Here is a 24980-nt window from a genome sequence, read left to right as displayed (position 1 = left end):
TTTCTCCCCAATCTATCCGACAGGAGCAATCCGAAATGACCATCGAGTATCTCAAGCGCGGCAAATCCGACGACGACCGCCGTGAGGACGACGCCAAGACCCGGGCGATCGTCGAAGCCACGCTGGCCGACATCGAGGCGCGCGGCGACGCGGCGGTGCGGGCGCTGTCGGAGAAGTTCGACAGCTACAGCCCCGAGAACTTCCGCCTGTCCGCGGCAGAGATCGACGCGCTGATCGCCACACTCACCGAGCAGGAGATCGCCGACATCCGCTTCGCGCAGGCGCAGGTGGTAAAATTCGCCGAGGCGCAGCGCGCCTCGATGACCGATATCGAAGTCGAGACCCTGCCCGGGGTCATCCTCGGACACAGAAACATCCCGGTGCAATCGGTCGGCTGCTACGTCCCCGGCGGCAAGTTCCCGATGGTCGCCTCGGCGCATATGTCGGTGGCCACCGCCAAGGTCGCCGGGGTGCCCCGCATTGTCGCTTGCACGCCGCCCTTCGGCGGCAAGCCCAATGCCGCGGTGATTGCCGCCATGCATTTCGGCGGCGCCGACGAGATCTGGGTCCTGGGCGGCATCCAGGCAATCGGCGCAATGGCCATCGGGACCGAGAGCATGCAGCCGGTGCACATGCTGGTCGGTCCCGGGAACGCCTTTGTCGCAGAGGCCAAGCGACAGCTTTTCGGCCGGGTCGGCATCGACCTCTTTGCCGGTCCGACCGAGACCATGGTGATCGCCGACGAGACCGTGGATGCAGAGATGTGCGCCACCGACCTGCTGGGCCAGGCCGAGCACGGCTACAACTCGCCGGCGGTGCTGCTGACCAACTCGCGGGCGTTGGCCGAGGCGACGCTGGCGGAGATCGAGCGCCTGCTGGACATCCTGCCCACCGCCGAGACCGCCCGCGCCAGCTGGCAGGATTACGGCGAGGTCATCGTCTGCGACAGCTATGACGAGATGCTGACGGTGGCTGACGACATCGCCTCTGAGCACGTGCAGGTGATGACCGACCGCGACGACTGGTTCCTCGAGAAGATGACCTGCTACGGCGCGCTCTTCCTCGGCCCGCGCACCAACGTGGCCAACGGCGACAAGGTGATCGGTACCAACCACACGTTGCCCACCAAGAAGGCCGGGCGCTACACCGGCGGTCTCTGGGTTGGCAAGTTCCTCAAGACCCATAGCTACCAGAAGATCACCAGTGACCAGGCCGCTGCAACCATCGGCGAGTATGGATCGCGCCTGTGCCTGCTCGAGGGTTTCGTGGGTCATGCCGAGCAGTGCAACCTGCGCGTCCGCCGCTACGGCGGCATCGACGTGCCGTTCGGCGGAGCCGCACCCTATCGCGAGGCGGCGGAGTGATCTGCACGGGCCCGGCCTGCGCAAGGTTGTGGCCGGGCCCGCCGAGTATCTGAAGCAGGAAGGAAGCAGACATGCAGCTGCCGGCAACACCAAGTTTCACGCTCCGGGGCAAGCGCGCCCTAGTCACCGGGGCGACCTCCGGCATCGGTCTTGGCGCGGCCACAGCGCTCGCCAGGGCAGGGGCCCATGTGATCTGCGTCGCGCGCCGGGCCGGGCCGCTTGCGGAGTTGGTCGAGGCAATGGAGCGCGAGGGCCTGTCCTGCGAGACGCTCACCCTCGATATCACCGACGTTGAAACGACGCGTGAGACGCTGGATGAGATGGATGCCGTCGATATCGTGGTGAACTCGGCCGGTATGGCGCGGCATGGTCCGGCGCTCGAGACGACGCCCGAGGACTTCGACGCGGTGATGCATGTCAACCTGCGGGCTGCCTACTTCCTGTCAACCGCCGCGGCACGCCGGATGATCGACCGCGGCAAACGCGGGTCGATCGTGCACGTCAGCAGCCAGATGGGCCATGTCGGGGGCATCGACCGCGGCGTCTACTGCGCTTCAAAGCACGCGCTCGAGGGCATGGTGAAATCCATGGCCATCGAGTGGGGCCCGCATGGCGTGCGGATCAACACGCTCTGCCCGACGTTCATCCGGACGCCTCTTGGCGAGCAGACGCTGGCGGACCCCGCGCGCCGCGCCTGGATCGAAGACAAGATCAAGCTTGGACGTGTCGGCGAAGTCGAGGACATCATGGGGGCGGTGGTCTACCTGTGCTCGGAGGCTTCGTCGCTGGTGACGGGGACCTCGCTGCTGGTGGATGGCGGACTGAAAGGGGCGGACCGCGCTGTAGAGGAGCAAACGCGCATTCCGCCAGAGGCGGGAAATGCAGAACGGCGTTCCGGCCGATGCGCACCGGGCGGCAACAGGGGCCTTTTCTTTTCCGGGCCATTGATCCCCGGGGCCCGCGAAGACACCTAGTGCTCCTAATTCAAAGGAGTTGCCACAATGCTCAAATCCATCATCGCCGCTGCTGCGATCACCGCCGGACTGGCCAGCGCCGCTGCCGCGCAGGAGGGCCAGACCCTGCACGTGGGCATGTCGGGCGGCTATTTCCCCTTCACCTTCGTCAAGCAGGACGTGCTGCAGGGCTTCGAGGTGGACGTGATGAACGCCGTCGGCGAAGAGACCGGCCTCGACGTCGAGTTCGAGACCATGTCCTTCTCGGGTCTGATCGGCGCGCTCGACGCGGGCCGCATCGACACGATCGCCAATCAGATCACCATCACTCCCGAGCGCGAGGCCAAGTTCACCTTCACCCAGCCCTACGTCTATGACGGTGCGCAGGTGGTGGTGCGTGAGGGCAATGACGTGGTGGCTGGCGTCGAGGACCTGCGTGGCCGCACCGTCGCGGTGAACCTCGGTTCGAACTTCGAGCAGCTGCTGCGCGAACTGCCCTTCGCTGACGAGATCGAGATCAAGACCTATGAGTCCAACATCGCGCAGGATACCGCTCTGGGCCGTGTCGATGCCTTTGTGATGGACCGCGTGTCGTCGGCGCAGCTGATCCAGGAAAGCCCGCTGCCGCTGGAACTGGCAGGCAAGCCGTTCTCGGAAATCCGCAACGCGCTGCCCTTCCGTACCGATGAGACCGGCACCGCGCTGCGCGACGAGGTGGACGCCGCGCTGACCACCCTGCGCGAGAACGGCACGCTGACCGAGATCTCGCAGAAGTGGTTCGGCACCGACATCACCAGCCCGGAGTAAGATCATGCGGGGACTGGACCTCGACTACATGCTGGGGCTGGTGCCCGTCATCTTGGGCTATGTGCCGCTGACGCTGGGCATGGCGGCGGCGGGGATGGTGCTAGCGCTCGTCCTCGCCTCGCTGCTGGCGGTCGAGCGGGTGTTCCGCATCCGCTGGCTCGACTGGGCGGTGGTGCTGTTCATCAGCTTCTTCCGCGGCACACCGCTGCTGGTGCAGCTGTTCCTGTTCTACTACGGGTTGCCGCAGGTGCTGAGTTTCCTGACCAGCATCGACGGCGTCACTGCCGCGATCATGGGGCTGACGCTGCACTTCTCGGCCTATATGGCCGAGACAATCCGCGCCGCCATCCTTGGCGTTGACCGCAGCCAGTGGGAGGCCGCGCAGTCGATCGGCATGACCCAGCTGCAGATGATGCGGCGGATCATCCTCCCGCAGGCGGCGCGCGTCGCCGCGCCGACGCTGGTCAATTATTTCATCGACATGATCAAGGGCACCTCGCTGGCCTTCACCCTCGGCGTCACCGAGATGATGGGCGCGGCGCAGAAAGAGGCGGCAGGCAGCTTCCTCTACTTCGAGGCGTTCCTTGTCGTGGCGCTGATCTACTGGGCCATGGTGGAACTGCTGAGCCAGGGTCAGAAGCGGCTCGAAACCTACCTGAACAAGGCATATGCACGATGATCAAGGTCCGCGGTCTCAGCAAGAGTTTCAACGGCACAGCAGTGCTTGACGGCATCGACCTAGATATCGCGCCGGGCGAGCGCGTGGTGATCATCGGCCCGTCGGGGACCGGCAAATCGACGCTGCTGCGCTGCCTCAACTTCCTCGACCAGCCAGACGCGGGGCAGATCACCATCGGCGATGTGACGCTGGATGCCGCCCGTGCATCGCGGGCCGAGATCCTCGCTCTACGCCGCCGCTCGGCCTTCGTGTTCCAGAACTACGCGCTCTTTGCCAACAAGACCGCGAAGGAGAACATCATGGAGGCGCTGGTCACCGTGCAGGGCCGCCCCAAGGCCGAGGCCGAGGCGCGGGCGCTTGAGGTGCTGGCGGAGACCGGTCTGGCCGAGAAGGCGGGCAGCTACCCGGCGAGCCTGTCGGGCGGGCAGCAGCAGCGCGTCGGGATCGGACGGGCCATGGCGATCGGTGCCGAACTGATGCTGTTCGACGAGCCCACATCGGCGCTCGATCCCGAATGGGTCGGCGAGGTGCTGGACCTGATGCGCCGGGTGGCCGAGCGGAAGCAGACCATGCTGATCGTCACCCACGAGATGCAGTTTGCCCGCGAGATCGCCGACCGGGTGATCTTCATGCACGGCGGCAAGATCGTCGAGGAAGGCGCGCCCGAACAGATTTTCGGCGCGCCCAAGGACGAGCGGCTGCAGCGGTTCCTCAAGCGCCTGTCGCACTAGGCCGACCCCGATCCGTCGCTTCCGTCGGATGAATGGGGTTTCGGCGACGTCCTCGCCGTGTGCCCGGATGTCGCCGACAGGTCGATGTCGATCGGGTACATCGCCTGTGTCTGCGCAACCTGGTGCGCACGCTGAAGCCGGATCACTGCGTGATCAATGGCCCGTTCAGCCAGACGCCCGAAATCATGCGGGCGCTCCAGCCTCGGCTCAGCGAGGTCATGCCCGGCAAAGCGCTGGTCGTATGCGACACACGGCTTGGATACCGGAGCGCCGGGGGACGGCTTCGGAGTGGTGGGCCCATCGGCCTAGCCTTTGGTGAAGCGCTAAAGAATATTTGTCGAGTGCAGGGTCCAAGTGCCTCCAAAAACTATGTCCCGGATCGACCTACACGCCGACAATTGAGCGCATCGAAGAAGATCGCGACTTCAAAACCCTTCTTCGAGAGTAAACGTCTTTGGCATAATTTGCAATTATCCGCTCGAAATCGTCTCACAGGCAGTCTGCAAGGAATTCGAGAAGAGCCGATTATGCATTCGACCAGGCTCAATCAGGTGTCAGGCGCGGTTGTTGAACCTCCGATGCGGTTCTTGCGGCTTATCCTCTCTCGCTCACCCCATCGGGCAATCTACCGCTTCGTTTTCCGCAGAGGAAGAGACGCTTCCCGCTGGCTCTCGGTGTCGGGAGCGAATGGTCAGGTCCCACATCGCCTGAGAAATTGCTGCGCTTTGTCCGGCACGGTTTTTGGGGTGCCAGACGCGTCGACGGTCTCCCAAAGCATTTCTCCCAAGTCGCCCGCGAGCTGCGCGCCCAGAACCGCCACATCTGCATCCGACGCATCCCCTGTCCGGGCGTGTACTCGGTGGGTGAGAACCGCCTCGGATGCGGTCAACCAAAGGCTCTGGAAGGGAACTCCGGTACGGGCTGCAACGGCCGCGGCGGCGGTTCTCATGAACGGGCTGGTGAAGGTCGCATCTAGGATCACCGTCTGGCCCGCTCGGGTCAGCGTTTCCGTCCGCTCGAACATCTCTGCATAGCCCGCCTCGCGCCGGTCGGGCGTGTGGTTTTCGGGCCCAAGGCGAGCGGTCGAGGCCTGTCCGGCCTTCCGTTTCAGATCGGAGGATACCAAGACCGCCCCGGGCAACGCCCCGAGGCCAGGCGCCAGTGACTGAGCCAGAACGCTTTTGCCGCTCCCCGAGTATCCCCCGATGGCAACCAGCGTGGGCTCTGATGGGCGCAGCGCCGCCAGCGCGAGGTCGAGATAGGCGCTGATCTCCGCAGTACTGCTACCTGTTTGGTCTCGCGCTGCATCGGTCTGCAGCAGCACCATTGCTCGAATCGCGGCCCGCATCGACAGGAAGAGCGAGAGCGCTGCAAGCCCCGCATTCTCGGCGCAACGCGCTTCGCGGAGCCACGCGTCGAGGACGCTACAGGCCTGCCGATGCAGATCCCGGTGGCACAGGTCCATAACGAGGAACCCTGTATCGTAGAGCGCGTCGCATGTGCCGAGCACCTCGTCGAATTCGAGAGCGTCGTCAAGCACCGGCCGTCCTTTGATCATTACGAGGTTGCGGAGATGAAGATCGCCGTGGCCGCGACGGATGTGACCAGTTTCGCCACGTGCGTCGAGTAATGCGCCGACCGTTTCGAGCGTCTCCCCCACAGCGGTCTGCCAAGCAGTGACCGCCGAGGTGCCCGCGGCTCCAGCGAACTCGCTGAACACGCGACCGAGTTCGGCGAGGATGGCCGCAATCAGCGCTTGGCCAGATGTCTTCACGACTGGTGCGCGTGCGTGGTAGTGCGCGATCACGACCCCGGTTGATCCCGCCAGTCGGTCGCCGAACGACCCGCGGGCAACGATTGCTTCGAACTCATCTTCCTCGGGAAAGCGCCACATTCGAGGTACACAGTCGACCACAGGGCCGGACCCGGCGAGCTCAAGCCCGTTCGGGCCCTGTGTCACAGGCAGAACATCGCGGTATATCTCCGGGGCGGCAGGACTGTTGAGCCGAGCTCTCGCATCAGCATCGCGCGCCCGAGCTCGACCGTACCCAAGTCCATGTAGTCACAGGTAACCGCCCGCTTCAGCTTGAGCGCCGTATCGCCACTTAGGAAGACAAAGGCGCCGTGGGTGTGCAACACGCGTGCCGGCGCTTTTGAGGCGAAGGCCCCGCTCGAGGAGAGGAAGTCGACCGTCTGTGACTGTGGCATGGAACCGCTCCCGATTTGGGCGGTTTGTACCTCGGTTACGGCCAAGCGCCTTGATATACAGCAAGGACTGCGCCTCGCTGCCACGCTTCACGCTTGTTGATCATAGTCCACATGCAGGGTTGCCATCCATTACGAGCGCTGCCTCGGCACGACCGTTCGATCCTCGTGCCGTACTCAGGCCGGGTCTCACTAACCGCGGCAATTCGTGTCCTTCAGAGAGTCGTGGGCTCAATCCTCGGCCAAAGGCTGAAGGGTCGCCGACTGGTGTTCGTTTGCAGCCATTCATCAAAACTTCACTTGTCCCGGGGTCGCGGCGGACGCATCGCAGTGCTGACAAATATAGTTTTTGAAAGACGCCAAAATGCCTTCCCTGACACTGCAGACAGCCCTTCCAGATACCGCCTCCGAAGGACTGCGCGCCATGGCGCAGGCGGCCCTTGCCGGGGGTGAGATCGCCCGCCAGACCCTGCGCCGCCGAGATGCCGGTGAGATGATCTTCAAGGGGCGCCACGACTATCAGACGCAGGGCGATTTGCAGACCGAAGAGGTGATCGTCGCCGAACTGCAGGCGGCCTTTCCCGGCTGCGGCATCATCGGAGAAGAACAGGTGGGCGACCGCACGGCAGAGGCAGACCGCCCGACCTTTGTCATAGACCCGATCGACGGCACCACCAATTACGCGTGGGGCATCCCGCATTTCGGCGTGGTGATCACCCGGCTCGAAGGCGGCGAGGTGGTGGCCGGGATCACCTATGATCCGATGATGGGCGAGATGTTCGCCGCCGAGAAAGGGCGGGGCGCATGGCTCAACGGGCAGCGGCTTGATGCGACCGGTTCGGGCGACGTCGAGAACTCGGTGATCGGGGCGGGGCTGCCGATCCGCGGGCAGGTGCAGAGCGTGCCCGAAGACAGCTATCACGCTGCGCTGCGCCGTGCGATGGACAGCACGTCGGGCGTGCGGCGGCTGGGAAGCTCGGCGCTGTCGATCGCCTATGTGGCGGCGGGACGACTGGACGGGTTCTTCGAGGACATGCTGTCGCTGGTCGACTACGGCGCCTCGGTGCTGATCCTGCGCGAGGCGGGGGGCGTGGTCACCAGCTTTGATGGCGGCGACATCCGCAGCCCCGGCGCCATCCTTGCGGGCAGCGCCGGGATGCATCCCTGGCTTCTCGAGGGCTTCGCGGCGGGCTAGGCCAGCGCGGCAAACAGCCCCTCGGGGTCGTCCGTGGTGATCTGGTCGACCCCGAGCGACATCAGCCGTCTGCACAGCGCCGCCATGTCAGGCGAGGTACCCTGCACCGTGTAGGCATCGACGCGACGTCCGGCGGCGTGAAACGCGCCGATCATGTCAAAGCCCCGCCCCAGAGCGTCGAGGATCAGGCGGATGTCGAGGTAGATCATCCGCGCGGCTCCGGCCTCGGCAAGCGCGCGCGCGACAAAGCCGGTGTCATCGCCGGAGCCGGCCAGCGCATCGCGTGCGCCGAAGTGGCAGGGGTCGTGGCCGATCTGCAGATCGGGAAGCGCGGCGGCAAGGCGAGCGACCGCCGCCGCGTCGCCCCCCGAGAGGACCATGTGCCGCTGCAGCGGGGCAACATCGCGGGCGAAGGCGGCAACATCCGCCTCCGTAAGCGTGCTGCTGTCTTCCTTCAGATCGAGTTGCAGTAGCGCGCCCGCGCCAACCGGCGCGGTGGCAAGCTCGTGGCAAAGCGCGCTCAGCAGGGCCACGGGAACGCCCGTCGGCAGCCCGTCATTATCGCGCAGGATCAGGCCCTGAAGCGCGCTGGCAGAGGTCTGCGCCACTGCGCCACTGCCGGTCGTGGCGCGCTCGAGCGTTTCGTCGTGCAGCACCGCAAAACCGCCGTCCGCGTGGCGCCGCAGATCAATCTCCACCGAGGCGCCAAGGCGCATGCCCTCGCGAATGCGCCGCGGGTCGAAGTCGAAATCCGCGACCCGGCGACGCCCCCGATGCCACTTGAGCCATGTCCGGCCTGCGGCGTGATCGAGCACGGTGGGCGGGGCCATTGTGGCGGCGTGCCGGGGCTCAGACATGAACCATCTCTGGGCGGTCTATGGTCACATCGGCCAGTTTCGCGCTGCCCCGGAAAATCGCCACGTGATTGGCCTCTAGCGCAACCTCCTGCCCGGCCTCGAAGCGCCCGCTCGGCGGGCACATCGCCTTGATCCGGGCGCCCTCCGGCAGATCAACATCCACAAGCAGATGGGTGCCGTAATCGGTGACGCGGTGGACACGAGCGCCGGTGTTGCGGGACGGGCGCAGGCTCAGGGCCTCGGGACGGATCGCCAGTTCGACCGGCCCATCGGGGACAGTGGCGCGGACGGCGAAGAGCGGGTGATCCGAGACGCCGCCGCGCATGTCGCAGGGCAGGAAGTTCATCGATCCGATGAAACCGGCGACAAAGCGCGTCTGTGGCGCGCGGTACATGCGGTCGGGGCTGGCGACCTGCTCGATTTCGCCGCCGCGCAGCACCACGATGCGGTCAGCCAGCGCGAGCGCCTCATCCTGTCCATGGGTGACGAAGAGCGTGGTGATGCCGAGCCGCCGCTGAATGTCGCGCAGCTCTTCGCGCAGGCGCTCGCGAAGGTGCTGGTCGAGGCTGGCGAAGGGCTCGTCGAGCAGCAGGATTTTCGGCTCCAGCACCAGCGCGCGGGCAATGGCGACGCGCTGCTGCTGACCGCCCGACAGTTGCCAGACCCGGCGTTCGCCGAAGCCCTCGAGGCCTACGAGGGCCAGCGCCTCGCGCACCTTGTCGCGGATCTGCGCGCTCGGCATGCGGCGCAGCTTGAGCCCGAAGGCGATATTGCCCGCGACCGACATATGCGACCAGAGCGCGTGGCTCTGGAACACCATGCCCGTGGGCCGCTTTTCGGGCGGAACGCGGGTCACATCCTCGCCGTCGATCAGGATCGCGCCGCGGTTCGGCGTCTCGAAGCCGCCGACCATACGCAGCACGGTGGATTTGCCCGAGCCCGACGGCCCGAGCAGGCAGACCAGGTCGCCATCACCCACGGTGAGCGAGAGGTTGTCGATCACCTCGGTGTCGCCGAAGGATTTGCCGAGATTTTTGAGTGTCAGTTGTGCCATTGCAGTCTCCTCAGACGCCGAAGCCCTTGGCAAAGGATGCCGAGCCGACGAGGCGGCGGGTGAACATCAGCGCGACAAAGCTCGGCACCCACAGAAGGACCGACAGCACCGCGCCGTATTGCACGACGATCTGATTGTTGATGTAGGTGATCATCAGCACCGGCATGGTGCGGATCTCGGGGGCGCCGATCAGCCAGGCGCCCTCTGTCTCATAGAAGGTGCCGACAAAGCTCAGCAGCACGGCGGCAAAGATGGTGGGGGCGGCCTGCGGCAGGCTCACCGACCAGAACACCCGGATCGGGCCTGCGCCTGCGTCGCGTGCGGCCTCTTCCATGGCGCGGTCGACGTTCTGAAAGGCAGCGACGGGGATCCAGATCATCATCATCAGCGTGCCGACAAGCTGGATCAGCACCACGCCCCAGAAGGTCGAGATCAGCCCGAGGTTCAGGAAGATCCCGGCGATCGCCACCAGCAGGCCGAACTTCGGAAAGGCATGCGAGGCGAGGAACGACAGGAAAAGGACATTGCGCCCGGGAAAATCGAGCCGCGCGAAGGCATAGGCGGCTGGCAGGCAGATCAGCGCCGAAAGCAGCGTGACCGTCACCGACAGCCGCAGCGACAGCGACATGGCCGACCAGACGTCGGGGCGGGCCAGCGTCGCCTGCCAGAAGCGGAAGCCGAACTCCTGCGGCAAGAGGCTGGGGTAGCGCCAGACCTCGGCGAAGGCCCAGAGCGCCACCACCAGCAGCGGGATCACCACCACGATGCCAAGCGCCAGCGCCAGCGCGAGGCCCAGCCAGTCGGGGCGTTTGGTGCGGTGGACGGGCACTTCGGCGGAAAGGGTCGAAGGGTCGATGGCGGTCATCGGCGGGCCTCGCGGTTTTTGGCGATGGAGCGCACGTAGAAGGCGCCAAAGACGGCGCAGATGCCGAAGGTGATCACCGCCTGTGTCACCGCCATGCGGGTGTCCATCACCTGCGAGAAGGTGCGCTGCATGAAGGGCCCCATCATCTCAGGCGAGGCGGGGCCAAGCACGTAGGGCAGTGTGAAGGCGGAAAAGATGCTGAGCACGGTGAACGACAGCACCACCAGCATCGCGTTGCCGATCTGCGGCAGGATGATGTGGCGCAGCAGGGCGAGCGGTCGCGCGCCTGCATCGCGCGCGGCCTCAACCGCGTTGTCTGAAACGGCGCCAAGCCCCGCGACCAGCATCAGCGTGGTGAGCGGGATATTGTCCCAGACCAGCCCGATGATCGGCCCCCAAGGGGTCAGATAGGGCGAGGCGATCTTGGGCAGGCCAAGCGCGTTCAGCACCAGATCGACGCCGCCGTTCGGCCCGACGGTGCGGATCAGCGCATAGGCGAGGATCACCGAGGGGACGAACATCGGAAACAGCGCCAGCCCCTGCACCACGCCCGCGACCCGGCTTTTGGCAAAGCGCAGGTAGAGCGCGAGCGGCAGGCAGATCGCCAGCAGCAGCGCCGCGCAGACCGCCGTCACCCAGAGCGTCAGCCAAAGGTTCGCCAGCGAATAGCCGTCGGAAAAGAAGCGGACGTAGGTGTCCAGGCTGATCTCGCTGCCGGTTTCGGTCGGCGCGATCAGTGTGCGGGCGATGGCGTTGAAGATCGGGTAGATGATCAGCCAGCCAAGCAGGGCGACCGGCGCGGAAACGAGAAGGAGGCCCGTGAGCCCCCTTCCGCTACTTTGTGCCGTGCCGCCCGTCCGGCGCGTGCCGGAGGACGAAAGGTCGGTCATCGCAATCAGCCCCGGGTGAGGCCGGGCGCGACGTTGCGATACCAGCCATCGTTGATCGCCGCGTCCCAGTCGCCGCCCGGGAAGGTCGGGATCGAGGCGGGGATGACGTCGGCGTATTTCTCGCGCAGCGCGCCGTCGACGTGATCCCACGACACGCCGGGGAAGCCGCCAAGCTCGGTGATGATCTTCGACTGCACCTCTTCCGACAGCACATAGGCGGCGAGTTGCAGAGCGACGTCGCGGTTTGCCGCGTTGGTCGGCACGGTGATCCGGCTGAAGCCGCCGCAGAGCGCGAGGTCCTGAAGTTGCACAAGCCCGGTGTCTTCCGGCAGCACGCCCATCGAGATTGCCTGCAGCACCTGATCGGACCAGACCGGGGTCATGGTCACAACGCCCTGCGCCAGCAGCTGGATCGACTGGGTGTTGCCCGAGGAATAGGAGCCGCCCTCATAGAGGTCCGGCGCAAGGCCGTTCAGCAGGTCCCACGCGCCCGGCAGGCTCTGCGCGGCATAGTCCTCGGAGAAGTTTTCGAGGGTGAACTTCTGCGGGTCGCGGCCATTGGCCTCGTGGATCGCACGGCGCACGAAGTTGCCGCCCGAGCCGCCTTTGTCGGGGCGGTTGTAGATGAACTGGCCGGGGTTGGCGTGGATCCAGGCGGTCATCTCGTCCCAGGTCTTCGGCGCGTCCTCGGCGGCGACGCGGCTGGCGTCATAGGCCAGCAGCACCTGACTGCCGCGGTAGGGCAGATCAAAGTCGGTCTGTTTGGCGGCGGGGTTCACCTTGTCCAGGTTCTGGGTGCCGGCCTCGGCGAAGTTCACCCACAGCCCTGCGTCGATGGAGCCAGCGGTCTGATCGGGCGTGTAGGCCTCGAAGAGGTCGACCTGCGGATCGGCATCGCTGCCGAGCGCGGCCATGGCTCGGTCGGCCATGGCGCGCAGCCCCGCGCCATCTCCGGCGTCGACAACGCGGACCTTGGCACCCGGGTTCACCGCCTTGAAGCCGGGCAGGATCACATTGGTCCAGAAATCAGAGATGTTGCTGTCCGAGCCGGTGTAGACGTTCACAAAGCCGTCGGCGGCGAATGCAATGCGGGGCAGGGCGAGGCCAGCGGCGGAGGCTGCCGCGGTCCGGAGGAAACCGCGGCGCGAGAAATTGGAGGTCATGGGGGGCTCCTGAATGGTCAGAGGCGTCTCGCCGGGGAGGTCGACGAGCTCACTGGCGGGGCAGATAGGCGGCCCGTGTTAACCTTTTGCAAAGGTTTGATGATGGCTGGATGAAGATTGCTGGCGCTAACAGTTTGCCCATGGACCTGCGGATGAATTGATGGTTCTGCGAGCGCGCTGCTTCAGGATTTCGCCCGACCATGACCTTGCCTCTGCCCATCTATGCGCTTCCTGCGTCGATCTTCTTCGTCAACGCGACGCTCTATGTGACACTCTATTCGCGCCTTCCGGGCGTGACCGCGGCGCAGGGCATCAGCCCTTCGGCGCTGGGGCTCGCGCTGCTGGCGCAGACGCTGGGAACGCTGCTTGGCTTTCCGCTCGCGGCCCGACTGATCGAGAGGTTCGGTGCAAGGCGCATTGCCGCCGCGATGTTGCTCGCGGCCGTCGTGCTGCTGCCGCTCGCCGCGTCGGGACGGCTGGCCGACGGGCTGCTTGGTCTGGCGCTGCCGCTCTTCGCCTATGGGTTTGCCATGGCGATCCTCGAGGTGGCCAAGAACCTTATCGCCGCGCGGATCGAAGAAAAGAGCGGGCGCAATGTCATCTCAAAATGCCATGGCTTATGGTCGGCGGGGCTGTTCGTCGGCGCGGTGCTGGGCGGCTGGGCCGCCGCGCGAGGCGTTTCCACTGCGGCAGAACTTACGCTCCTCGGCGCCGCGAGCCTGCCGCTGGTTGTACTGCTGGCGGCGCGTGCGGGTGATCCCGAACCGCTCGTGACCGCGCCGGTGGACGGGCCAAGGTTTGCACGGCCCGATGCGTTTGTTCTGGGGCTGCTCGTCCTGATCGCCGGGTTCAGCATCACCGAGGGCGTCGTCTACGACTGGTCGATGTTCTATCTGCGCGAAGAGCTGGGTCTGGATGCAATCGGCGCCTCGCGCATCTACGCGGCGTTCACCATCGGCATGTTTGCCGCGCGGATGGGCGGCGACATGCTGCGCGCGCGGCTGCGGGTGCGCGTGCTCTTGCGGCTCATGGCGCTGGTGACGCTGGCGGGGCTTGGCCTTTGCATTTTCTCGCCCGCGCTCGGGCTTGGGGCTGCGGGCCTCTTGGTCGGCTTTGCGCTGGTCGGCGGTGGGGTGGCGCTTGGCGCGCCCGTGGCGACCTCATTGGCGATGCGCCACCCGACCCGCTCGGCGACCAAGACCATGGCGGCTTACTCTCTGGCCTCGCTGCTGGCGCTTTTCGCCGTGCCGCCGTTGCTTGGCGGTCTGGTCGAAGCCTATGGGGCTGTGTGGGCGCTGATCGTACCCGTGCCGCTGTTGCTTTTCGTCGGGCTCTTTGTCGGGCGGGTGGTCGGCTGGCTGGGACGGTAGCAGAGGCTCAAAACACCAGCGCGCGCAGAGGCAGGCACGCGGCACCCACTGCCGGCGTCTCTCCTCCGAGTGTAGAGATCGCGAGTTCGGGAAGCGGGTTCATATGGCCATGGCGTGGCCGGGCGAAAAACTCAGCCCGATCGATGAAGGCCTGCGCCAGCGGGCGCGGAATCTGGCCCCCGAAGACGATGCACGCCGGATCTGCGATCGCGGTCACCGCATTGAGCACGCGGTTGAGCTGCGGCGCGACCCTATCGGCCCACACCTCCACTTCGGGCCACATCGGGCTGACCGTCGCTCCGATCTCTTCGATGCTCCGCAGATCATGGCCAGCGTGGCGCAGATGGGCCAAAAGCAGTCCGAGCGCGGGGCGGATCCCGGCCTCCTCCGGGGTGAAGATCATGCCGATCTCGCCAGCGTTGCCGAAGGCGCCGCGCAGCAGATCGCCCTCACTGATGATCCCGGCGCCAAAGCCGTAGTTGAACGACAGGTAGACGAGATTGCGGTGCTGCCGCCCGAGACCGAACATCGCCTCGCAAAGCGCAGCGGTGTTGGCGTTGTTGTCGGTCCAGCAGGGCAGGTCGAACCGCTCGGAGACGGCGCGCGCCAGATCGACCTCGGACCAGTGTTTCAACGGTTCGGGCGGGTTGTAGCGCCCGTTCTTCATCAGGTAGCCCGCGATCGCAAAGCCGACCCCCAGCACGTCCTCGCGGCGAAAGCGCGTCTGTTCAAGAAGCGCGTCGAACGCCTCGTCGAGACGATTCAGCACGGCCTCGACGCTGTCTCCCGCGATGGGGAACTGCCGCGTGACATGGCCGCCAGAGAAATCCATGCAAGCCACGGCAACGCGGTCGGTGTCGAGCGAAACTCCGAGCGCACAGCCAAAACGAGGGTTGAGCAGCAAGCGCGGGCTGGGCTTGCCCTTGTGCTTCGGCGGGATGAGCGGGCCGAAGAGGATCATCCCGTCATCGTGGAGCGTCGAAAGCAGCCGGTGCACCGATTGTTGCGTCAGTTCCATCCGCGCGGTGAGCGACGCGCGGGTATGTTCGGGATCCTGCCACACCGCAGAGAGCATCTGGCGCTCGTTGCGGCTGACCACGGCGGCGCCTTGGCGGCAAAAGCGCCGCGGCAGCAAGGCGGTAGGATCGGTCGGGAAGGTTCGGAAGTGAGCGCTCATCTGGTCACATTCTACGTGAGGTGTTTCGTATTCAAGCAAAATAATGCTGTTTCAGACACGTCACCTCATTGTTACACATAAAGTGTTATGACGCCAGCATGCCGATTCCGGCGCTCCTGCTCCCGTCTTCCGAGGACCCGACATGCTGAAGAAATCCGCCCTTTCCGCGCTTGCGCTGATGGCCGCCGCGCCCGTCGCGCAGGCCGCTGACATCGAATTCTGGTACGGCAACACCGGCACTGGCGAAGAGGCGATCCAGTCCGCCTGCGCCGCCTTCAATGAAAGCCAGTCCGAGCACCAAGTCACCTGCGTGGGGCAGGGCAGCTACGAAACCGGCATGCAAAAGGCCATCGCCGCTTACCGCTCGAAACAGCACCCTGTGCTGATCCAGTTCTTCGATGCGGGCACGCTTGACCTGATGCTGTCGGGCGCGGTTCAGCCGGTGCAGGAGGTCGAGCCCGATGTTAACTGGGGCGACTATATCAACGGTGCACGCTCCTATTACGAGACATCCACCGGCGAGCTCTTCTCGCAGCCCTATAACGGCTCGACGCTGATCTTCTATGGCAATCGCGAACTGCTGGAGAAAGCCGGCGTGAGTGAGTTGCCACAGACCTGGGAAGCGGTGATCGAGACGGCCCGCGCGCTGAAAGAGGCTGGCGTCGACTGCCCGTTCACCACCGATGCTCACCCATGGCGCGTGCTCGAACAATTCTCGGCCCGTCACGGCCTGCCGATTGCCAGCCAGAATAATGGCTATGGCGGGCTCGACGCCGAATACACCTTCAACACCGGCCCCGTCGCAGAGCACCTGCAGAACCTTGCCGTATGGCGCGAAGAGGGTCTGGTGAAGCTCGACGCCGACACCGCCGCGGGCAAATACACCACCGCCTTCAACAGCGGCGAGTGCGCGATGATGGAAGGCTCCACCGGGTCCTACGGCGCGGCCTTCGCCGCACTGGGCGACAAGGTCGAGATCGCCATGGCACCTATGTACGAGGGCTATGAGCGCCACAACACGCTGATCGGCGGTGCCTCGATCTGGGTGATGAAGGGTCATGACGAGCCCGCGTATGACGCCGCCCGCGCCTTCCTCGACTTCCTGCGCGGCGACGAGCAGCAGATCGAGTTTACCCGCATCACCGGCTATGTGCCGGTCACCAACAGCGGCCTTGCGGCGCTGCAGGCGGCTGGCCTGTCGGATGATCCGCAATTCGCCACGGCAAGCACCGGCGTCGAAAGCCTCAACCAGCCCGCCACCGAGGACAGCCGCGGTGTGCGGCTCGGCTTCTACGTGCAATTCCGCGATATCTTCATGGAAGAGACGCAGAAGGCATTCACCGGCGGGCAGGACATGCAAGCGGCGCTCGACAACGCCGCCGCCCGCGGCAACGAGCTGCTGCGCCGGTTCGAGCAGACCTACAAGGGCAGCAAGCTTCCCTGATCCCTCAGTCCCTTACCCGAGATGTGGCCGGCCCTTCGCGGGGCCGGCCACCCCGCGCTGACCGACCCAACCGAAAGTCCTGCCCATGAAACAGGAAATCTTCCGCTCGCGCTGGCTGCCGTGGTGGCTGAGCGCGCCGCAACTGATCGTGCTCTTCCTGTTCTTCTACCTGCCGATCCTGCTGGCCTTCTTCTGGGCCTTCCACCTCGAGCAGCCCTTTGGCGGCGGCTCGGAGTTCGTGGGGCTGCAGAACTTCCGCCGGGTGCTGGGCTCGGGTGAGTTCTGGACCTCTGCGGGCGCGACGCTGCTCTATATGATCCTCGCCTCGGGCACATCGATTTGCACTGCGCTGATCCTCGCGCTGGCCGCCGACCGGGCGCTGAAGCTCTCGCCGCTGGCGCGCAACGTGTTCATCTGGCCGAAAGCTGTGGCCTCGGCCTCGATCGGGGTGATCTTCGTGTTCATCCTGAACCCGTTCCTCGGCATCCTCGCCCCGCTTAACGAGATCTGGCCGGGCTTTTGGAACCCGCGCACCAACGTCACCCACACCTACATCATGCTCTTCGTGACCAACGTGTGGAACGCCATCCCCTTCACCTTCATCATCCTGCTGGCCGGGCTGCAGGCGATCCCGCAGGATCTGCACAAAGCCGGGGCGATGGACGGCTCGGGGCCGTGGCGGCGGCTCTGGGACATCCAGTTGCCGCTGCTGACGCCGCAGCTTTTCGTGGTGATCGTGCTGGAGGTCGCCGACAGTCTTTCGGGCAGCTTCGGCCTCATCGACACGATGACCAAAGGCGGGCCGGGCGGTGCCACCAACCTCTTGGTCTACAAGATCTATTCCGACGGGTTCAAAGCCTACGACCTGTCGGGCGCGGCGACGCAGACGGTGATCCTCATGGTGCTCGTCGCCTGCATCACCGGCTTTCAGTACTTCTTCCTCGAGCGCAAAGTGAACTACGACCGATGATCGAGAACACCTCCTCCATCGACCGGGTTGCGGGAGCGATCCTGATCGCTGGCCTCCTGTTCGTGCTGACCCCGCTGGTCTTCGTGGTGATCACCGCGACGCAGAGCTACGAGGCGTTCCTGCGCAACAACTTCTCGCTGATCCCCGGCAGCCATTTCCTCGAGAACTTCCGCGAGGTGTGGTCCCGCACCGACCTGCCGCGCCAGACGCTCAACTCGATCATCGTGGGCGGCATCGTCGCCGCGGGCCGGGTCGCGCTGGCGGTGACCACCAGCTACGCCGTGGTCTTCTTCACCGGGCGGGGCAGGGGCTTTGTCTACGCGCTGGTGGTGGCCTCGATCATGCTGCCGCTCGAGCTGATGATCATCACCGCCTATCAGGTCACCGCCAATGTCGCGCTGCCGCTCAACGTGGTGGCCAATCTCGGTGGCTGGTGGGGCGCGCTCTTTGGCGGGCCGCTCGATCTGCAGTGGAACCTGCTGGACAGCTACGCGGGCATCTCGATCCCGCTGATGGCGCAGGGCTCGTGCACGATGATCCTCGTGCAGTTCTTTCGGACCATTCCGCCGCAGCTGGCGCGCGCCGCCATCGTCGATGGGGTGGGGCCGCTGCGCTTCTTGTGGGACATCCTGCTGCCGCTGTCGAAAGGGCCGATCACCGCACTTGGCATCTACATGTTCATCAGCGCGTGGATTCAATACATGTGGCCGCTGGTCGCCGCCTCCTCGCCCGCGCGCACCATGGCCGTGGTCGGGCTCACCCGGTTGCAGGAAGACGGTGAACGTATCCCCGACTTCCCGCTGCAAATGACCGGCGCCATCCTTGTCACCCTGCCGCCGCTGATCCTGATCGCGCTGTTCCAGCGCCGCATCGTGCGCGGTCTGACCCTCTCGGAGAAATGACAATGCTCGAGACAAGCTCCACCGCCGCCATCGGCCTGCACGGGCTGGTCAAATCCTATGGCGACACGCCGGTGATCCCCGGCCTCGACGCCGAGCTGCGCGGCGGCGAGTTCACCGTTATCCTCGGCCCCTCGGGCTGCGGCAAGTCCACGCTGCTGAGCTGTATCGCCGGGCTCGAGCGGCTGAGCGCCGGCCGCATCACCATCGGCGGCCGTGAGGTGCAGGAGGAAGAGCCCAAGAACCGCCGACTGGCCATGGTGTTCCAGAATTACGCGCTCTATCCGCATATGACCGTCGCCGAAAACATCGGCTACGCGCTGAAGGTCGCCGGAGTGAAAAAGCCCGAGCGCGCCGCGCGCGTGGCCGAGGCCGCGCGTATTGTCGAACTGGGTGACTACCTAGATCGCCGCCCCGGCCAGCTGTCGGGCGGGCAACGCCAGCGCGTCGCCATCGCCCGCGCGGTGGTGCGCGAGCCGCAGGTGCTGCTCTACGACGAGCCGCTGTCGAACCTCGATGCCAAGCTGCGCCACGACATGCGCATGGAACTGGCCGAACTGCATCGTCGCATCGGCGCCACCTCGGTCTTTGTCACCCATGACCAGGTCGAGGCGATGACGCTGGCCGACCGGATCATGGTGCTGAACAAGGGTAAGATCGAGCAGTTCGACACGCCTGAAGCGATCTACCACCGTCCCGCCTCGACCTTTGTCGCGGGCTTTATCGGCTCTCCGGCGATGAACCTCGTCGACGTCACCGGTGAGGGCGGGATGCTGCGCCTTGCCGACGGCACGGCCCTTGCGGCGCATCCGCACCAAGGCCCGGCGATCCTCGGCATTCGGCCCGAGCAGGTGGTGCCATCGCCGATGGGTGTGCCCGCACAGGTGACCTATGCTGAAGACCTCGGCGCCTACGCGGTGCTGACCCTGCGCCTTCCGGATGGCACCGCGCTGCGCATGACCACCGCACTGGGGGCCCGCACCGCGCTGCGCGGCGATCTTCGCGTCTCGCTTCCCGCCGAGGCGCTCCATCTCTTCGACCCGCTCACCGGCATGGCGCTGAGCAAGGCCGATACGCACTCCCACACTAAGAAAGTACAACATGACCACCTTCCGTCCTGATCCCGTCGATCACCTCACGGGCCGCGCCTATCCCGGCGCCACCGCACCTTCCGGCATCTCTGCCCCCGGCAAAGGCGGCAAGTTCACCGCCGAAGGCCGGATGCTGATCTGGCCGGGCAATACGATGATCTGCCACATCGACCCCGAGAGCGACGCGCACGCGGCCCTTGTCGATATCCAGGCGGGGCTGAAGGCCGGCCCGCACGGCGCGTGCTTCACCTTCCTGCCGGCGGAGTCGCTGCACATGACGGTGTTCCAAGGCATCTCGGGCCCCTTTGCCCACCGCTTTGACTGGCCCGAGGGCGTCGACAAGGGCGCGACACGCAATCAGGTGACCCGCGTGCTCAAGGAGCGGCTCGACGGCATCGCGGTGCCGCAAGCCCGACGCATCCGCGCGCTGGAGATCTTCGCCGGGCATTCGATGACCGTCGACGGCATCGGCCCCGACGAGCAGGGGCTGCGCGACACCCGCGCGACGCTGCGCGCGGCGACCGGCATCGATCCCGAGGGCTACGAGACCTATACCTTCCACATCTCGCTGGCCTACCTGCTGCACTGGCTGAGCGAGGATGCCGCGCGCGAAGTGGTGGCTCTGTCCGAGGCGCTCTTCGCCGAGCATGGCCCGCGGCTGCAGGACATCCGGCTTGGCCCGATCGAGCTGTGCAACTTCGAGCACATGCATCATTTCGAGCCGCTGCGGCACCTGTAAGGAGACCACGCCATGAAGGACCAGATCGAGACCCTCAGCGAAACCGAGGCGGAGGCGCTCATTGCGCTGGTCCGGCGCGTGGGGCGGGAGGTGATCCTGCCCCGCTTCCGCAATCTCGGAGCCGCCGATGTGGACGCCAAGGCGGATGCCACCGACCTTGTGACCATCGCCGACCGCGAGGCTGAGGCAGCTTTGGCCGCGGGTGCCCGCGCCATCCTCCCCGGCTGCGCGGTGGTCGGAGAAGAGGCCGTGGCCGAGGATCCATCGCTATTGCGCAGCATCGCAGACGCAGAAACCTGCGTGATCATCGACCCGGTGGACGGGACCTTCAATTTCGCGCGCGGGCTGGCGGTATTCGGGGTGATCCTCGCGGTCACCCGCCAAGGTCAGACGGTGTTCGGACTGCTCTATGATCCGGTGCTCGACGATTGGGTCATGGCGCATCGCGGCGGCGGGGCAGAACATGTCAGCGCTTCTGGAACGCGGCGCAGGCTGACGGCCCGCCGCGGCGCGAGCCTGTCGAATGCCGAGGGCACATTGCCGCTCGATCTCTACGGCGGTGCCCGCCGCGCGGAGATCCTTGCCGCCTTCGACGGGGTGCGCAGCGCCCGGTCACTGCGCTGCTCGTGCCACGAATATCGCATGCTGGCGATGGGGCAGGCGGATTTTGCGGTCAACGGCTCGCTCAACCCGTGGGACCACGCGGCAGGCGTTCTCGTGCTCGAGGAGGCGGGCGGCTGCGTGATCATAGATGGCGAGCCGGGCTATCTGCCGACACTGCGGTCGGGGCGCATCACTGCCGGGGCGAGCAAGGAGCTTGCCGAAGACCTCGCGGCCCTTCGCTGGTAGGGCTGCCAACTCGCCGCACGGGGGCTGTTTCGGCTTTCATGCTGTGCCCCTCGCCAGCGCGCACGACCGCAATGAGCATGTTTACCTCTGCAGACCGATGGTCCGAGGATAGTCGATTGCTGCGAATGCCCCCCACAACGCAGGGCGCATTTGGCCAGGTCTGATGCGGTCTGGTCGATCACGATACGCCAGCGGCATAACCGTCAACGTAGTGGATGGCGTCGTCTCGGACCGCGAAGGCGATACGCGTGCCTGGCGTGACGTCCAGCGGCGTGCTTGCAGGCAAGAAATCGAACCTGATCTCTTCTCCGGATGCACGGCAGTTCACCCTGCGCAAGGCGCCTAGATGCTCGGTATCGATGACATCGGCGGTGAACACCGTGGCAGAGGCCTCGGGCGCGGGCATGAGGGCGGTGGGGTGGACAACCGCATGTCCGCCATGGCCGGGGACAAACCAGTCGGCTGGCAGAATATTGGCCTCGCCGAAGAACCGCGCGACGAAAAGGTTCGCGGGCCGGGCGTGGAGTTCTGCAGGGGTGCTGGTTTGCGCGATATGTCCGGCGTCCATCAGGGTGATCCGGTCGCCGAGGCGCATGGCCTCGTCTTGATCGTGGGTGACAAGGATGGCGGTAAGCCCGGCGGCGCGCTGCAGGCGCTTCAGTTCGAGTTGCAGGCGCTTGCGGAGCTGCGCGTCGAGTGCCGACAGCGGCTCGTCGAGCAGCAGCAGGCGCGGCTCGACCACCAGCGCACGGGCCAGCGCGACGCGCTGGCGCTGGCCCCCCGACAGGGCGGCAGGGCGGGCATCGGCGCGGGCGGTCAGATCGACCGTGTGCAGCATGCGCTCGACCCTGTCGTCGATCTGCGGCCGTGACAGCCCCTTGCCGCGCAGGCCGAAGGCGAGGTTTCCGCGCACGCTCATGTTCGGGAAGAGCGCGTAGTGCTGAAACACCATCGCCAGCCCGCGCTTGTCAGGGGCCTTGTCGTCGATCCGGGTGCCGCCAAGTGTCATGGCGCCGCTGCTGATCGGCTGCAGCCCGGAGATGGCGCGCAGCAGCGTTGTCTTGCCGCAGCCCGAGGGGCCGAGCAGCACGTGCATTTCGCCCTCGGAGACATCCAGAGAAACGCCGTGCAGCACCTGCGTGTCGCCATAGGCGGCGGTGACGCGGTCGATGTCGAGAAAATTGCGGGAGGTGGAGGAGGTTTGTGAACTCATGGGATCAGCGCTTGTCGGTGCCGCCGCGCGCGCTCAGCCAGATGGCGAGAGCCGTCAGCAGCAGCAATGTCAGGAAATAGGCGAGGATGATGACGGAGGTGACCGAGCCGCTTTCGCTGCGCTGCGCGAACATGTAGATCTGCAGCGTCTCGAAACGGCCGCCCACGAGCAAGTTGGCGTAGACGAACTCGCCCATCAGGATGCCGAGGTTGAGCACGCAGGCCAGCCCGATTGCGGGGGCGATCATCGGCAGAACCACGCTCAGAAGCACCCTTTCGTCGGTTGCGCCGACGAGGCGTCCGGCGTCGAGCCAGTCGCGCACGGCAAGCCCTTGCAACGCGTTCTTGACGTTGACGTAGAGCATTGGGAAGCACAGCGGCACATAGGCCAGTGCCAGAAGGATTGGCGTGCCGTTAATCTGCACCGGAGGCTGCGAGAACACCCGCAGATAGCCGACCACCAGCACCACGGCGGGCACCGCGTAGGGCAGCACCACCAGCCGGGCGAACCAGCGGTCGAGCGCGGGCCAGTAGACATGCGCGGCGACGATGGCGGGCACGATAAGCGCCAGTGAGAGCGCAAGTGCCGCAAGGGAGATGGCCAGTGACCGCAACACCGAAGCCTGAAAGCGCGGATCGCCAAGCACCGATGTGATCACGTCCAGGCCGATGTGGCGCGGCAGCAGAGCATCGCTCCAGTCGGTCGCGACGGCGCTGAGGGCAATGGCGAGGAAGGGCAGGGCGAAGAGGCTCGCCAACAAGACGAGGAAACTGCCAGAGAAATGTCTGCTCATGCCTTCGTCCCTTTCGCGGTGAGAAGCTGCGCCAGGAGGATCGGCGCGATCAGCACCACCAGCAGGCAGATCGACAGCGCGTTGGCGAGGCCGGGATCGGCAAAGACATCGCCTGCGACCAGCTCGCCGATGCGCACGGTGACGATCTGCGCGCTGGTCCCCATCAGCGTGTATGCCGTGGCATAGGTGCCCATGGCATTGGCGAAGAGCAGCGTTGCCACCGACAGCAACTGCCGCCAGACCACCGGCAGTCCGACCGAGGCCCAGAAGCGCGCGCCGCCCTGTCCCAGGAGGTCCGCGGCCTCTTCGATGTCGCGCGGGATCGCAGTGATCACCGGCAGGACCAGAACGGTACCGATTGAGACCTGAAAGAACAGATAGGTGAGAACCAGCCCGGACCAGCTGTAGAGGTCGAAGCCCTCCATCAGCCCGGCCTCGCGCAGAAGTTTGGTGATGATGCCGTTGGACCCGAGCAGGATCATGAAGGCCAGAACCGAGGGGACCCCGGCGAAGTTCGCGCCGATGTTGCCGATGGTCAGAGCCAGATCCGACAGGCGGCGCGAGCGGGCGCGCAGCGCAATGGCCAGCAGCACAGCGATCGCCAGCCCCAGCGCGGTGGTCAGCAGCGAGAGTTTCAGAGTGACCGAGAAGGCCTTGAGGTAAAACCGGCTTCCAAGGATGTAGGCATAATGCTCCAGCGGCGCGCCGGGTTTGAACGATCCGACGACAACGGTCGACAGCGGCCAGACCACGATCAGTGCCAGCAGCGCGAGGAACGGAAGCGCGTAGAGGCGGCGGCTCAGCATCGGGTGATTTCGCCGTCGTAGGGACGCAGCGCGCCGGACTCGATCTGCATCAGGCGGCAGCACAGGCCCGCCAATTCGGTCTGCAGGGGCGCGGGCTCGGCGCGGAAGCCGAGCGTGTAAAGCGGCACCTGGGCCTCGTCCGGGGCGGGGCCGGAATGGTTGCCGTCGTCCGACATGCCGTGATCGGCGGTGACGATCACCGTGTAGCCGAGCGCCTGCCAAAGCGGCGCGAAACGGGCCAGCAGGTCGCCTTGCGCGCGGGCGGTATCGCGGTAGAGCTTGGAACTGCCGCCCGCCTTATGCCCGGCGTCGTCGACATTCATCGGGTGCAGCAGAAGAAAATCGGGCGCGCTGCGGGTGATCAGCGCGTGGGCGTCGGAAAAGAGATGGGCGTCGGGATAGGCGTCGTCCCAGTAGAACAGCCCGTCGGTGATATCGCCGCTGCCATCAAGCAGCAGCCGGTCGGTGAGCGGATCGAAAGGGGCAGAGACGTAAAGCTCGCTCACCCAGTGATAGGCGGCAGCGGCGCTGCGGCGTCCTGCGGCACGCACGCGGGCAAAGAGATTGTCACCCGTCGAGCGGCGGACGATGGCGTTGCTGGAGACGCCGTGCTCGGCGGGGGTGCGGCCGGTGAGGATGGTCTCGTAGAGGGGGCGCGACTGCGCCGGAAGCTCGGCGTTTATGGCGGCGCAATGGGCGCGGCCGGCGCGGACCTGTCCTTCGAGCCAGCCGAGGGTGTCGCGGGCGGTGCTGTGGCGCAGGCCGTCGAGCACGATGAGGATCACGCGGGGCGCGGGCTCGGTCATGGGGTGGGCTTTCGTGAAGTCGGAGCGGTCAAGACTGAGGTGCCCCGCCGCGAGGCGGGG

The 24980-nt window shown here is 65.8% G+C and carries 24 protein-coding genes and 1 pseudogene; 13 read left to right on the top strand and 12 right to left on the bottom strand.

What is annotated here, in order from left to right; genetic code table 11:
- Positions 1-35 precede the first annotated feature (35 nt).
- From hisD to ACXAD2_RS04100, 5 genes and pseudogenes are all read left to right on the top strand, one after another.
- Positions 36-1364 (top strand): histidinol dehydrogenase, encoded by a 1329-nt coding sequence (hisD, locus tag ACXAD2_RS04120; RefSeq protein ID WP_475167237.1) that lies wholly within the window; start codon positions 36-38, stop codon positions 1362-1364.
- Between the two features lie 71 nt (positions 1365-1435).
- Positions 1436-2185: pseudogene (locus ACXAD2_RS04115) on the top strand (SDR family NAD(P)-dependent oxidoreductase); the annotation flags it as partial.
- Positions 2186-2365: 180 nt separating this feature from the next.
- Positions 2366-3124, top strand: a complete 759-nt coding sequence (locus ACXAD2_RS04110; protein WP_475167234.1) for an amino acid ABC transporter substrate-binding protein — start codon at positions 2366-2368, stop codon at positions 3122-3124.
- Positions 3125-3128: 4 nt separating this feature from the next.
- A complete protein-coding gene (locus ACXAD2_RS04105; RefSeq protein WP_475167231.1) occupies positions 3129-3803 on the top strand; it encodes an amino acid ABC transporter permease in 675 nt (224 codons plus the stop codon).
- Positions 3800-4534 carry an amino acid ABC transporter ATP-binding protein gene (locus tag ACXAD2_RS04100; protein ID WP_224906917.1) on the top strand — a complete coding sequence of 245 codons (735 nt, stop codon included), beginning with the start codon at positions 3800-3802 and terminating at the stop codon, positions 4532-4534. Before ACXAD2_RS04105 ends, ACXAD2_RS04100 begins: the two co-directional genes overlap by 4 nt.
- A gap of 691 nt (positions 4535-5225) precedes the next feature.
- Here the strand turns inward: ACXAD2_RS04100 and ACXAD2_RS04095 are convergent.
- Both ACXAD2_RS04095 and ACXAD2_RS04090 read right to left on the bottom strand, forming a co-directional pair.
- Positions 5226-6428: a bifunctional aminoglycoside phosphotransferase/ATP-binding protein gene (locus ACXAD2_RS04095; RefSeq protein WP_475167227.1), complete on the bottom strand. Its 1203-nt coding sequence runs from the start codon at positions 6426-6428 to the stop codon at positions 5226-5228.
- A 62-nt stretch (positions 6429-6490) separates the two neighbouring features.
- A complete protein-coding gene (locus ACXAD2_RS04090; RefSeq protein WP_475167221.1) occupies positions 6491-6742 on the bottom strand; it encodes a hypothetical protein in 252 nt (83 codons plus the stop codon).
- Positions 6743-7103: 361 nt separating this feature from the next.
- Here ACXAD2_RS04090 and ACXAD2_RS04085 point away from each other — a divergent pair, with 361 nt between their 5' ends.
- Positions 7104-7934, top strand: a complete 831-nt coding sequence (locus tag ACXAD2_RS04085; protein ID WP_475167217.1) for an inositol monophosphatase family protein — start codon at positions 7104-7106, stop codon at positions 7932-7934.
- On the opposite strand, the gene ACXAD2_RS04080 is transcribed toward ACXAD2_RS04085, so the two are convergent.
- From ACXAD2_RS04080 to ACXAD2_RS04060, 5 genes are read right to left on the bottom strand one after another with little or no spacing between them, the layout of a single operon-like run.
- Complete coding sequence (locus ACXAD2_RS04080; protein ID WP_475167210.1) at positions 7931-8791, bottom strand: glycerophosphodiester phosphodiesterase; 861 nt, start codon at positions 8789-8791, stop codon at positions 7931-7933. The two genes, ACXAD2_RS04085 and ACXAD2_RS04080, sit on opposite strands and share 4 nt — an antisense overlap.
- Positions 8784-9845, bottom strand: a complete 1062-nt coding sequence (locus tag ACXAD2_RS04075) for an ABC transporter ATP-binding protein (protein ID WP_475167204.1) — start codon at positions 9843-9845, stop codon at positions 8784-8786. The genes ACXAD2_RS04080 and ACXAD2_RS04075 overlap by 8 nt, the downstream gene beginning before the upstream one ends.
- Before the next feature lie 10 nt (positions 9846-9855).
- Complete coding sequence (locus ACXAD2_RS04070) at positions 9856-10710, bottom strand: ABC transporter permease (protein WP_164183136.1); 855 nt, start codon at positions 10708-10710, stop codon at positions 9856-9858.
- Positions 10707-11600: an ABC transporter permease gene (locus ACXAD2_RS04065; protein ID WP_475167197.1), complete on the bottom strand. Its 894-nt coding sequence runs from the start codon at positions 11598-11600 to the stop codon at positions 10707-10709. Before ACXAD2_RS04065 ends, ACXAD2_RS04070 begins: the two co-directional genes overlap by 4 nt.
- Before the next feature lie 5 nt (positions 11601-11605).
- Complete coding sequence (locus tag ACXAD2_RS04060) at positions 11606-12763, bottom strand: extracellular solute-binding protein (RefSeq protein ID WP_475167193.1); 1158 nt, start codon at positions 12761-12763, stop codon at positions 11606-11608.
- A 200-nt stretch (positions 12764-12963) separates the two neighbouring features.
- Between ACXAD2_RS04060 and ACXAD2_RS04055 the strand changes: the two genes are divergently transcribed.
- Complete coding sequence (locus ACXAD2_RS04055) at positions 12964-14133, top strand: MFS transporter (RefSeq protein ID WP_475167190.1); 1170 nt, start codon at positions 12964-12966, stop codon at positions 14131-14133.
- Positions 14134-14140: 7 nt separating this feature from the next.
- On the opposite strand, the gene ACXAD2_RS04050 is transcribed toward ACXAD2_RS04055, so the two are convergent.
- On the bottom strand, positions 14141-15310 hold the full coding sequence (locus ACXAD2_RS04050) for an ROK family transcriptional regulator (protein ID WP_475167186.1): 1170 nt from the start codon (positions 15308-15310) through the stop codon (positions 14141-14143).
- Positions 15311-15452: 142 nt separating this feature from the next.
- Between ACXAD2_RS04050 and ACXAD2_RS04045 the strand changes: the two genes are divergently transcribed.
- The 6 genes from ACXAD2_RS04045 to ACXAD2_RS04020 all read left to right on the top strand — a co-directional run bounded on the left by ACXAD2_RS04045 (position 15453) and on the right by ACXAD2_RS04020 (position 21302).
- The gene (locus ACXAD2_RS04045; RefSeq protein ID WP_475167182.1) at positions 15453-16754 is read left to right on the top strand and encodes an extracellular solute-binding protein; all 1302 of its coding nucleotides are present in this window, start codon (positions 15453-15455) and stop codon (positions 16752-16754) included.
- Between the two features lie 85 nt (positions 16755-16839).
- On the top strand, positions 16840-17724 hold the full coding sequence (locus tag ACXAD2_RS04040) for a carbohydrate ABC transporter permease (protein WP_475167177.1): 885 nt from the start codon (positions 16840-16842) through the stop codon (positions 17722-17724).
- Positions 17721-18626 carry a carbohydrate ABC transporter permease gene (locus tag ACXAD2_RS04035; protein ID WP_475167174.1) on the top strand — a complete coding sequence of 302 codons (906 nt, stop codon included), beginning with the start codon at positions 17721-17723 and terminating at the stop codon, positions 18624-18626. Before ACXAD2_RS04040 ends, ACXAD2_RS04035 begins: the two co-directional genes overlap by 4 nt.
- Positions 18627-18628: 2 nt before the next feature.
- A complete protein-coding gene (locus ACXAD2_RS04030) occupies positions 18629-19744 on the top strand; it encodes an ABC transporter ATP-binding protein (RefSeq protein ID WP_475167170.1) in 1116 nt (371 codons plus the stop codon).
- Entirely contained in the window at positions 19725-20453 is a 729-nt protein-coding gene (locus ACXAD2_RS04025) for a DUF1868 domain-containing protein (protein WP_475167168.1), read from the top strand. The genes ACXAD2_RS04030 and ACXAD2_RS04025 overlap by 20 nt, the downstream gene beginning before the upstream one ends.
- A 12-nt stretch (positions 20454-20465) precedes the next feature.
- Positions 20466-21302 carry an inositol monophosphatase family protein gene (locus tag ACXAD2_RS04020; RefSeq protein WP_475167166.1) on the top strand — a complete coding sequence of 279 codons (837 nt, stop codon included), beginning with the start codon at positions 20466-20468 and terminating at the stop codon, positions 21300-21302.
- Between the two features lie 178 nt (positions 21303-21480).
- Here the strand turns inward: ACXAD2_RS04020 and ACXAD2_RS04015 are convergent, their stop codons facing one another.
- Genes ACXAD2_RS04015 through ACXAD2_RS04000 form a run of 4 tightly spaced genes read right to left on the bottom strand, consistent with a single transcriptional unit; the run spans position 21481 to position 24920 of the window.
- Entirely contained in the window at positions 21481-22515 is a 1035-nt protein-coding gene (locus ACXAD2_RS04015; protein WP_475167163.1) for an ABC transporter ATP-binding protein, read from the bottom strand.
- Positions 22516-22519: 4 nt separating this feature from the next.
- Positions 22520-23308, bottom strand: a complete 789-nt coding sequence (locus tag ACXAD2_RS04010) for an ABC transporter permease (RefSeq protein WP_475167161.1) — start codon at positions 23306-23308, stop codon at positions 22520-22522.
- Positions 23305-24114 carry an ABC transporter permease gene (locus tag ACXAD2_RS04005; protein ID WP_475167158.1) on the bottom strand — a complete coding sequence of 270 codons (810 nt, stop codon included), beginning with the start codon at positions 24112-24114 and terminating at the stop codon, positions 23305-23307. Before ACXAD2_RS04005 ends, ACXAD2_RS04010 begins: the two co-directional genes overlap by 4 nt.
- Complete coding sequence (locus tag ACXAD2_RS04000; protein ID WP_475167155.1) at positions 24108-24920, bottom strand: alkaline phosphatase family protein; 813 nt, start codon at positions 24918-24920, stop codon at positions 24108-24110. The genes ACXAD2_RS04005 and ACXAD2_RS04000 overlap by 7 nt, the downstream gene beginning before the upstream one ends.
- Between the last annotated feature and the right edge of the window lie 60 nt (positions 24921-24980).

The sequence above is a fragment of the Salipiger sp. ABN3_019 genome, assembly GCF_056158605.1.
Note: the sequence above shows the minus strand (reverse complement) of the source record. Positions and strands in the feature narration are given on the sequence as shown.